General features: G+C 74.3%; 9 protein-coding genes. 7 read left to right on the top strand and 2 right to left on the bottom strand.

Translation table 11 applies throughout. The features are described from left to right. Positions 1-246: 246 nt before the first annotated feature. Positions 247-960, top strand: coding sequence for a tetratricopeptide repeat protein (locus tag EES43_RS05070; RefSeq protein WP_124267574.1), 714 nt, complete (start codon positions 247-249; stop codon positions 958-960). A gap of 100 nt (positions 961-1,060) precedes the next feature. On the opposite strand, the gene EES43_RS05065 is transcribed toward EES43_RS05070, so the two are convergent. Next, a complete protein-coding gene (locus EES43_RS05065) occupies positions 1,061-2,341 on the bottom strand; it encodes a DUF1015 family protein (protein WP_124267573.1) in 1,281 nt (426 codons plus the stop codon). Positions 2,342-2,413: 72 nt separating this feature from the next. Here EES43_RS05065 and EES43_RS05060 point away from each other — a divergent pair, with 72 nt between their 5' ends. Together EES43_RS05060 and EES43_RS05055 are read left to right on the top strand one after the other, a co-directional pair. Then, positions 2,414-3,448 carry an HAD-IIA family hydrolase gene (locus EES43_RS05060; protein WP_124267572.1) on the top strand — a complete coding sequence of 345 codons (1,035 nt, stop codon included), beginning with the start codon at positions 2,414-2,416 and terminating at the stop codon, positions 3,446-3,448. Between the two features lie 184 nt (positions 3,449-3,632). Continuing rightward, positions 3,633-4,466, top strand: a complete 834-nt coding sequence (locus EES43_RS05055) for an ABC transporter ATP-binding protein (protein ID WP_124267571.1) — start codon at positions 3,633-3,635, stop codon at positions 4,464-4,466. 46 nt (positions 4,467-4,512) lie between these two features. On the opposite strand, the gene EES43_RS05050 is transcribed toward EES43_RS05055, so the two are convergent. Continuing rightward, entirely contained in the window at positions 4,513-4,860 is a 348-nt protein-coding gene (locus tag EES43_RS05050; protein ID WP_124267570.1) for an SCP2 sterol-binding domain-containing protein, read from the bottom strand. Positions 4,861-4,902: 42 nt separating this feature from the next. Between EES43_RS05050 and EES43_RS05045 the strand changes: the two genes are divergently transcribed. The 4 genes from EES43_RS05045 (at position 4,903) to recN (ending at position 8,808) form a co-directional block, all read left to right on the top strand. After that, positions 4,903-5,229 carry a hypothetical protein gene (locus EES43_RS05045; RefSeq protein WP_124267569.1) on the top strand — a complete coding sequence of 109 codons (327 nt, stop codon included), beginning with the start codon at positions 4,903-4,905 and terminating at the stop codon, positions 5,227-5,229. A gap of 7 nt (positions 5,230-5,236) precedes the next feature. Then, entirely contained in the window at positions 5,237-6,052 is an 816-nt protein-coding gene (locus tag EES43_RS05040) for a TlyA family RNA methyltransferase (protein WP_124267568.1), read from the top strand. Then, the gene (locus EES43_RS05035; RefSeq protein ID WP_124267567.1) at positions 6,049-6,954 is read left to right on the top strand and encodes an NAD kinase; all 906 of its coding nucleotides are present in this window, start codon (positions 6,049-6,051) and stop codon (positions 6,952-6,954) included. Before EES43_RS05040 ends, EES43_RS05035 begins: the two co-directional genes overlap by 4 nt. Positions 6,955-7,062: 108 nt before the next feature. Further along, positions 7,063-8,808, top strand: coding sequence for a DNA repair protein RecN (recN, locus tag EES43_RS05030; RefSeq protein ID WP_124267566.1), 1,746 nt, complete (start codon positions 7,063-7,065; stop codon positions 8,806-8,808). Positions 8,809-8,879 lie beyond the last annotated feature (71 nt).

Raw genomic sequence — 8,879 nt, 5'->3', positions numbered from 1 at the left:
GACCGCCCCAGCGGCGGCGGCTTCCGCCGCGACGACAACCGGGGCGGCGGCTCCGGCGGCGGCTTCCGCCGCGACGACCGCGACCGGGACCGTGGTGGCTACCGTGGCGGCCAGCGCGACGACCGCGACCGAGGCGGCTTCCGTGGGCGGGACGACCGTGACCGGGACCGCGAGCCGATCAAACGGCTTCCGATCCCTGACGACGTCACCGGCGACGAGATCGACAAGGACGTTCGACAGGAGCTCATGAGCCTGCCGAAGACCCTCGCCGAGGATGTCGCGCGCAACCTCGTCATGGTCGCCCGGCTCATCGACGAGGACCCCGAGGAGGCGTACGCGTACGCCCGTATCGCCCTTCGGCTGGCTTCCCGCGTGGCCGCCGTGCGTGAGGCGGCCGGGTTCGCGGCCTACGCCACGCAGAAGTACGCGGAGGCGCTCGCGGAGTTCCGGGCTGCTCGGCGGATGACCGGCTCCGTGGACCTGTGGCCCGTCATGGCCGACTGCGAGCGCGGTCTCGGCCGTCCGGAGCGGGCGATGGCGATGGCCGGCGAGCCCGAGGTGCAGAGGCTGGACAAGGCCGGACAGGTCGAGATGCGGCTGGTGGCCGCCGGAGCACGGCGGGACATGGGGCAGATCGACGCCGCCATCGTCACCCTCCAGAGCCCCGAGCTGGCCTCCCACTCGATTCAGCCGTGGACGCCCCGCCTGCGGTACGCGTACGCGGACGCGTTGCTGGAAGCCGGGCGTGAGGACGAGGCGCGGGAGTGGTTCGGCAAGGCCCTGGAGGCCGACAAGGACGGTTCGACCGACGCGTCGGACCGCCTGGCCGAGCTGGACGGAGTGGAGTTCGTCGACGCCCTCAGCGACGACGAGGCCGACGAGCCCGTCATCCGCGAGGCGGACGACGCACAGGACGCGGATGACGAGGACGGCCCCGCGGACGGTTCCACCAAGGTCTGACCGTTGACGACGGCGAAGGGGCGGCACTCCGAGTGAGTGCCGCCCCTTCGCCGTCCCCGTCCGTCGTCCCCCTCTGTCGCCCCGTCCGTCGTCGTCGCCGTCAGTCCGTCGTCAGACTGCGCATGACCAGGCCCGTGGCCGGTTTGGGGCCGAAGGACGTCGACTTGCGGGGCATCGTGACGCCCTGTCGGGCCAGGTCCCGGACGACCTCTTCCCGTACCGGATGCATCAGTACCGCCGTGGCGCCGAGGCGTTCGGCCTGCTCCACGGCCGCCGCCGCGTCGTGGATGTAGCCGATGTGCGCCGGGTCGTCGGGGATCCGCCACACGTCGTCGAGCAGCGCCGAGTGGAGCACCGTCGCGTCCAAGGTGCGCCAGGCCGCCGGGCGGTCCGCCCGGATCGCGCGGGCCAGCAGCTCCGGATCCGGCCTGTCGACCAGGTGGAACCGCCCGTCGCCCGCGAGCAGGAACGCGTTGCTCCGCGCCGCCGCCTTCGCCAGGGCCCCCAGGGCCTCGGGGAGCGGGCCCGCGACCTCGCGTACGCGGAACAGGCCGTCGCCGAGAGCGGCGAGGGCGCGCGGGACCGGCAGGCCGCGCAGCAGCCGGTGGATCGCGCGCACCTGGAGCGGATAGCGCGCGGTGTCGACGAGCAGGACCAGGCCGTGGTCCCACGGTCCCGGGGCGGAGTGTTCCCGCTGGAGCCGCAGATAGGTCGCCCAGCGGTGGTGGCCGTCGGCGATCAGCGCCTGCCGCCGGGAGAGATCCGCCCCGATCTCGTCCCGCTCGGCCGGGTCGGTGACCGCCCACAGGCGGTGCCGGAACCCGTCCTCCGTGGTCGTCGCCAGGAGCGGCGGACGCCGCGTCGTACGCTCCACCACGGCCCCGGCGCCCGTCGGTCCGTCGTCGCCCCGGTACGTCAGCAGCAGCGGTTCCAGGTGGGCCCGGGTCGTGCGCATCAGCTCGGCGCGATCCGCCACGACGTCGTCCATGACGTCCTCGTGCGGCAGCACGATCCCGTCCCCGGCCGGGGAGAGGGCGAGCGCGCCGATCAGCCCGCGCTGCAGAACCGTCTCGCCGCGCTGCTCGTAGACGTACAGCGCCGGTTCGGGATCCGGGGCGATGACCCCTTCGGCCAGCCAGCGGTCCAGGGTCTCGGCCGCCTGCCGGTGGCGGGCCGCGGCGGTTTCGGCCTGGGGCAGGATGAGGCGCACGATGTTGTGCGGATCCGCGGATTCCAGGTGGTGCAGCCCGTCGGGCCGGACGACGACGTCGTACGGGGGCGAGGTCACCGCGGCGAGGCTGCCGACCCGCTCGGGGACGTAACGCAGTCCGCGGAACGGGATCAGCCGCAGACCCTGCTCGGCGGGACCTGAAGAGTTCATCTGGGCATCGTATGTGTGCACGGGGCATGCGGGATGATCGGGGGCAGAAGCATGAAAGACGAACGGAGTCCTATGAGCCCGCAGGAACAACGCGACCGGTCACGGCCGTCGGGCAGCAGCGCGCCGCTGAACGAGGCGTACGACACGGCGCTGCTCGACCTGGACGGGGTCGTGTACGCGGGCGGGCGGGCGATCGTCCACGCGGTCGAGTCGCTGACCGCCGCCCGCGACGGCATGCACCTCGCGTACGTCACCAACAACGCCCTGCGCACCCCGGACGCGGTCGCGGAACACCTCACCGAACTCGGCGTGCCGGCCGAGGCCGCCGACGTGATCACCTCGGCGCAGGCCGTGGCCCGACTGATGGCCGATCAACTCCCTTCGGGGGCAAGGGTCCTGGTCGTCGGCGGCGAGGGGCTGCGGGTCGCGCTGCGGGAACGGGGCCTGGTGCCCGTCGAGTCGGCGGACGACGATCCGGTCGCGGTCGTCCAGGGGTACGGCGGGCCGGACCTGGCGTGGAGCCGGTTCGCCGAGGCGAGCTACGCCGTCGCGCGCGGGCTGCCGTGGTACGCGTCCAACACCGACCTGACCATTCCGAGCGCCCGGGGCATCGCGCCGGGCAACGGGGCCGCCGTGGAGGTCGTACGGATCGCCACCGGCGCGGAGCCGCAGGTCGCCGGGAAGCCGCTGCCGCCGATGCACCGCGAGACCGTGCTGCGCACCGGGGCCGAGCGGCCCCTCGTCGTCGGCGACCGGCTGGACACGGACATCGAGGGCGCGTTCAACGGCGGGGTCGACTCGCTGCTCGTGCTCACCGGCGTGACCGACGCGGTGCGGCTCCTCGCCGCGCCGCCGCGGCACCGGCCGACGTACGTGGACCGGGACCTGCGCGGGCTGCTGACCGGTCAGCCGGAGGTGACGGCGGACGGCGAGGCGTTCCGGTGCGGCGGCTGGACGGCGGTGGCGCGCGGGGGCGAACTGGTGCTGGAGGGCGGCGGAGACGCGCTCGACGCCCTGAGGGCGCTCTGCGGGGCCGCGTGGACCTCGGCGGGCGAGGGTGCGTGCGGGCTGGACGCGTCGAAGGCGGTCGCGAAGCTCGGGCTGTAGCGGCCGGCGGGCACGGCCTCGGGAGGACCGGCGGGCACGGCCCCGGGAGGACCGGCGGGCACGGCCCGAGGAGGACTCGCGGCCCGGTCCCGGGGTGGAGGATAGGCTAGCCTAAGTTCGCGCCCGGTCGGTGGTCCGCCCGGCTTTGGCGCCGCTCGTGCCCACCGACTCCGGGAGTTCCCCCATGCAGCGCCTCACCGCGGAATCGGTGACCCTCGGCTACGACCAGCGGATCATCACCGAGAACCTCTCGGTCGAGATACCCGACCACTCCTTCACCGTGATCGTCGGCCCCAACGCCTGTGGCAAGTCGACCCTGTTGCGCGCCCTCGCCCGCATGCTGAAACCGAGCGGCGGCCAGGTGCTGCTGGACGGGCAGACCATCCACCGGCTCCCCGCGAAGCAGGTCGCGCGGACGCTCGGTCTGCTGCCGCAGTCCTCCACGGCCCCCGACGGCATCACCGTCGCGAACCTCGTCGCGCGCGGGCGCTACCCCCACCAGGGACTGCTGCGCCAATGGTCGCCGCAGGACGAACAGGTGGTCCTGGAGGCGATGGAGTCGACCGGGGTGGCCGAGCTGGCGCGACGCCCGGTCGACGAGCTGTCCGGCGGCCAGCGCCAGCGGGTGTGGATCGCGATGGCGCTCGCCCAGCAGACGCCGTTGCTGCTGCTCGACGAACCGACGACCTACCTCGACATCCAGCACCAGATCGACGTGCTCGACCTGTGCGCCGAACTCCACGAGGCGCGGGGGCGCACGCTCGTGGCCGTGCTCCACGACCTCAACCACGCCGCGCGCTACGCCACGCACCTCATCGCGATGCGCGACGGGAAGGTGGTCGCGGAGGGCGCGCCGGGCGAGATCGTCGACGCGGATCTGGTGGAGCGGGTGTTCGGCCTGCGGTGCCAGGTCATCGACGACCCGCAGACGGGTACGCCGCTGGTCGTCCCGGCCGCCCGGCAGGCCCGCAGGGCGGCTGCCGGGGCGGGCGCGGGCACCGCCGCCGGGGCCCTCTGACCCCAGGTCGTCGCCCCGCCGGGGGCGCGTCGGCCGCCGGCCCGCGCTACAGCAGCGACCGCAGCTTCAGCAGGTCCCGGAACCCCGCCTCCAGGCGTACGCGGCCCGACCCCCACGCCTTCGCGAAGTTCAGCCGGCCGTCCACCAGCGAGACCAGGTCGTCGCTCGTCATGGCGAGCCTGATCTCGGCCTTCGCGCGCGGGGGGCCCTCGACGGTGTCCCGCACCAGGATCCGGCCGTCCGCCAGCCGGCCCGTGAACGTGATGTCCAGGTCCTCGATGTGACAGCTCAGCGAGCGGTCGAGCGCGGCGGCGCCGCGCACGTCGCCCCGGGCCGTCGCGAGGTTGTCGGAAAGTCTGTCGAGTGCGCCGCGGCACTCCTGCATGGTCGCCATCGCGCTCGACGGTACACCGGCCCGTCGCGGTAGCGTTTCCGCATGAGCGACTGGATGCCGCAGCCGGGGACGCCGCCCGTGGAACCGCCCGTGGAACCGCCCGGGGAACCGGACCCTCCGGCGGAGCCGTCCGCCTTCGCGCCCGCCGAACCGGCTCCGCTGGGCGTCGTGCGCACCGCCACCGGCCACGCCGAGGTGGACGCCCGGCTGGAGCGGCTGGCCGACGCCGACCACCTCACCGCCGACGGGCACATCGAGGTGTACGAGGATGTACACCGCGGGCTGCGCGATGCGCTGACCTCGCTGGACGCCCGTCCGGCCGCCGCACCCGGGCCCGTACCCACCCCGTCGCACGACCACAGGAGCTGAACCGAACGTGGCAGGAGTGGCACGTCGCCGCCTCGACGCCGAGCTGGTACGCCGCAAGCTCGCCCGCTCGCGTGAGCACGCGAGCACGCTGATCGCCGCGGGGCGGGTGACCGTCGGCGGCGCCACCGCGACCAAACCGGCCACGCAGGTCGAGACCAGCGCCGCGGTCGTCGTCACCAAGGACGACAGCGACCCCGAGTACGTCTCGCGCGGCGGCCACAAACTGGCCGGAGCGCTGGCCGCCTTCGGCCCCCTCGGTCTGGAGGTCCGGGGGCGGCGGGCGCTGGACGCCGGAGCGTCGACCGGGGGGTTCACCGACGTGCTGCTGAGGGCCGGGGCGGGACACGTGGTGGCCGTCGACGTCGGCTACGGGCAGCTCGCCTGGTCGCTCCAGTCGGACGACCGCGTCACCGTCAAGGACCGCACCAACGTACGGGAACTGACGTTGGAGGTGCTGGACGGTCAGGCGGTCGACCTGGTGGTGGGCGACCTCTCGTTCATCCCGCTGGGACTGGTGCTGCCGGCGCTCGCGCGGTGCGCGGCGCCCGGCGCGGACCTCGTCCTGATGGTGAAACCGCAGTTCGAGGTAGGCAAGGAGCGGCTGGGCAGCGGCGGCGTGGTGCGCAGCCCGGAGCTGCGCGCGGAGGCGGTGCGCGAGGTGGCGCGCCGGGCCTGGGGACTGGGCCTGGGCGTACGGGGGGTGACGGCCAGTCCGCTGCCCGGCCCGTCGGGGAACGTCGAGTACTTTCTGTGGCTGCGGGCCGGCGCACCTGAGCTGGACCCCGCGGATGTCGACCGTGCAGTGGCGGAGGGGCCCCGTTGACGACGAATGCGGCACGAACTGTCTTTCTCCTGGCGCACACCGGCCGGCCGGCCGCGATCCGCAGCGCGGAACTCGTGGTGCAGGGACTCCTGCGCAACGGGCTCGGCGTGCGGGTGCTGGCCACCGAAGCGGCCGACCTGCCGGTGCCGGAGGCCGTGGAGCGGGTCACGGACACCACTCCGGCCGCCGTCGACGGCTGCGAGCTGCTGATCGTCCTCGGCGGTGACGGCACGCTGCTGCGCGGCGCGGAGTTCTCCCGCGCCTCCGGAGTTCCGATGCTGGGCGTCAACCTCGGACGCGTCGGCTTCCTCGCGGAGGCCGAGCGGGACGACCTCGACAAGGTGGTGGCCCGGGTCGTCACCCGCGACTACGAGGTCGAGGAACGCATGACGATCGACGTCCTCGTGCACAGCAACGGCACCGTCGTGCACACCGACTGGGCGCTGAACGAGGCGGCCGTGCAGAAGGTGTCGCCCGAGCGGATGCTGGAGGTCGTGCTGGAGATCGACGGCCGCCCGGTGACCGGGTTCGGCTGCGACGGGATCGTCTGCGCGACCCCGACCGGTTCGACGGCGTACGCCTTCTCGGCGGGCGGGCCCGTGGTGTGGCCGGAGGTCGAGGCGCTGCTGATGGTCCCGATCAGCGCGCACGCCCTGTTCGCGAAGCCGCTGGTGACCTCGCCGAGGTCCGTTCTCGCCGTCGAGGTCCAGCCGCACACCCCGCACGGGGTGCTGTGGTGCGACGGGCGGCGGACGGTGGAGCTGCCGGCGGGCGCGCGGGTCGAGGTGCGGCGCGGGGCCGTCCCCGTACGGCTGGCGCGGTTGCACCAGGCGTCGTTCACGGACCGGCTGGTGGCGAAGTTCGCGCTGCCCGTCGCGGGCTGGCGCGGCGCGCCCCACTGACCGCCCCGGGCGTCCCCGCCGTGCGCTCCGCGCCGCCCCGGGGACGCTCGGGAGAGTGAATCCCGGACCGGGGTCCGTCGCGCACCCGGCCCGCGACCTCGTAAGGTCATGTCCGTGTTGGAGGAGATGCGGATACGGTCGCTCGGAGTCATCGACGACGCGGTGGTGGAGCTGTCACCCGGTTTCACCGCGGTGACGGGTGAGACCGGCGCGGGCAAGACCATGGTCGTCACGAGCCTCGGGCTGCTGCTCGGCGGACGCGCCGATCCCGCGCTGGTGCGGGTCGGTGCGAAGGCCGCGGTGGTCGAGGGGCGGATCACGGTGTCCGAGGGCGACGCGGCGGCTCTGCGGGCCGAGGAGGCCGGTGCGGAGATCGAGGACGGTGCGCTGCTCATCAGCCGGACGGTGTCGGCGGAGGGTCGTTCGCGGGCCCATCTCGGCGGCAGATCCGTGCCCGTCGGCGTGCTCACCGAACTCGCCGACGACCTGGTCGCGGTGCACGGCCAGACCGATCAGCAGGGGCTGCTGAAGCCCGCACGGCAGCGGCAGGCGCTCGACCGGTACGCCGGTGGGGGTGTGGCGGTCCCGCACGCGGCGTACGCGACGGCCTACCGGCGGCTGCGGGCCGTCGCCGCAGAGCTGGAGGAGCTGACCACCCGGGCCCGGGAGCGGGCTCAGGAAGCGGATCTGCTGCGGTTCGGCCTGAACGAGGTCGCGGCGGTCGAGCCGTTGCCCGGGGAGGACGCCGAGCTGGCGGCCGAGGCGGAGCGGCTCGGTCACGCGGAGGCCCTGGCCTCCGCCGCCGCTCTGGCGCACACCGCGCTGGCGGGCGATCCGGAGGACCCGGAGGGCGTCGACGCGACGACCGTGGTCGCCGCCGCCGGGCAGTCCCTGGACGCGGTCCGGGCGCACGACCCGGCGCTGGCGGCGCTGGCCGACCGGATCGGGGAGATCTCCATCCTGCTCGCCGACGTGGCCGGCGAACTGGCCGGGTACGCCGACCAACTGGACGCCGATCCGCTGCGGCTGGCCGCCGTGGAGGAGCGGCGGGCAGCCCTGACCGGGCTCATCCGCAAGTACGGTGAGGACATCGACGCCGTGCTCGCCTGGGCCCAGGAGGGCGCGGGCCGGCTCACCGAGCTGGAGGGCGACGACGAGCGGATCGGCGAACTGACCGCCGAGCGCGACGCGCTGCGGGCCGAGCTCTCCGGCCTCGGGCAGGCCCTGACCGACGCCCGTACGGAGGCGGCGGCCCGGTTCGCCGAGGCGGTCACGGGCGAGCTGGCCTCGCTGGCCATGCCGCACGCCCGGGTCTCCTTCGCCATCCGGCAGACCGAGGCCCCCGACGAGGAGTCCGGCATCGACGTCGGCGGGCGGAGCGTCGCGTACGGCCCGTCCGGAGCGGACGAGGTCGAACTGCTCCTGGCTCCGCACCCCGGGGCCCAGCCCCGGCCGATCGCCAAGGGCGCGTCCGGCGGCGAACTGTCGCGCGTGATGCTGGCCGTGGAGGTCGTCTTCGCGGGCTCCGACCCCGTACCGACCTATCTCTTCGACGAGGTCGACGCGGGCGTCGGAGGCAAGGCGGCCGTCGAGGTCGGCAGGCGGCTGGCGAAGCTCGCGCGGTCCGCGCAGGTGGTGGTGGTGACGCACCTGCCGCAGGTGGCGGCGTTCGCCGACCGGCAGTTGCTGGTGGAGAAGACCGTGGACGGTTCGGTGACCCGCAGCGGTGTCACCGTGCTGGAGGGCGAGGACCGGGTCCGGGAGCTGTCCCGGATGCTGGCGGGCCAGGAGGATTCCGAGACGGCCCGCGCTCATGCCGAGGAGCTGCTGGCCACGGCCCGCGCGGACGGCTAGCCCGCGCGGAGGGCAGGGCAGGGCAGGGCAGGGCAGGGCAGGGCAGGGCAGGGCAGGGCAGGGCAGGGCAG

Source organism: Streptomyces sp. ADI96-02 (assembly GCF_003846185.1).
In the GTDB taxonomy this organism is placed as follows: domain Bacteria; phylum Actinomycetota; class Actinomycetes; order Streptomycetales; family Streptomycetaceae; genus Streptomyces.
The sequence above is the reverse complement of the archived record's forward strand: the minus strand, read 5'-3'. Positions and strand labels throughout refer to the sequence as shown.

Excerpts from the sequence above, each read along its gene's own strand:
- EES43_RS05070 (WP_124267574.1), top strand. The coding sequence starts at position 247 with ATGAGCCTGCCGAAGACCCTCGCCGAGGATGTCGCGCGCAACCTCGTC.
- EES43_RS05065 (WP_124267573.1), bottom strand. The coding sequence starts at position 2,341 with ATGAACTCTTCAGGTCCCGCCGAGCAGGGTCTGCGGCTGATCCCGTTC.
- EES43_RS05060 (WP_124267572.1), top strand. The coding sequence starts at position 2,414 with ATGAGCCCGCAGGAACAACGCGACCGGTCACGGCCGTCGGGCAGCAGC.
- EES43_RS05055 (WP_124267571.1), top strand. The coding sequence starts at position 3,633 with ATGCAGCGCCTCACCGCGGAATCGGTGACCCTCGGCTACGACCAGCGG.
- EES43_RS05050 (WP_124267570.1), bottom strand. The coding sequence starts at position 4,860 with ATGGCGACCATGCAGGAGTGCCGCGGCGCACTCGACAGACTTTCCGAC.
- EES43_RS05045 (WP_124267569.1), top strand. The coding sequence starts at position 4,903 with ATGAGCGACTGGATGCCGCAGCCGGGGACGCCGCCCGTGGAACCGCCC.
- recN (WP_124267566.1), top strand. The coding sequence starts at position 7,063 with ATGTCCGTGTTGGAGGAGATGCGGATACGGTCGCTCGGAGTCATCGAC.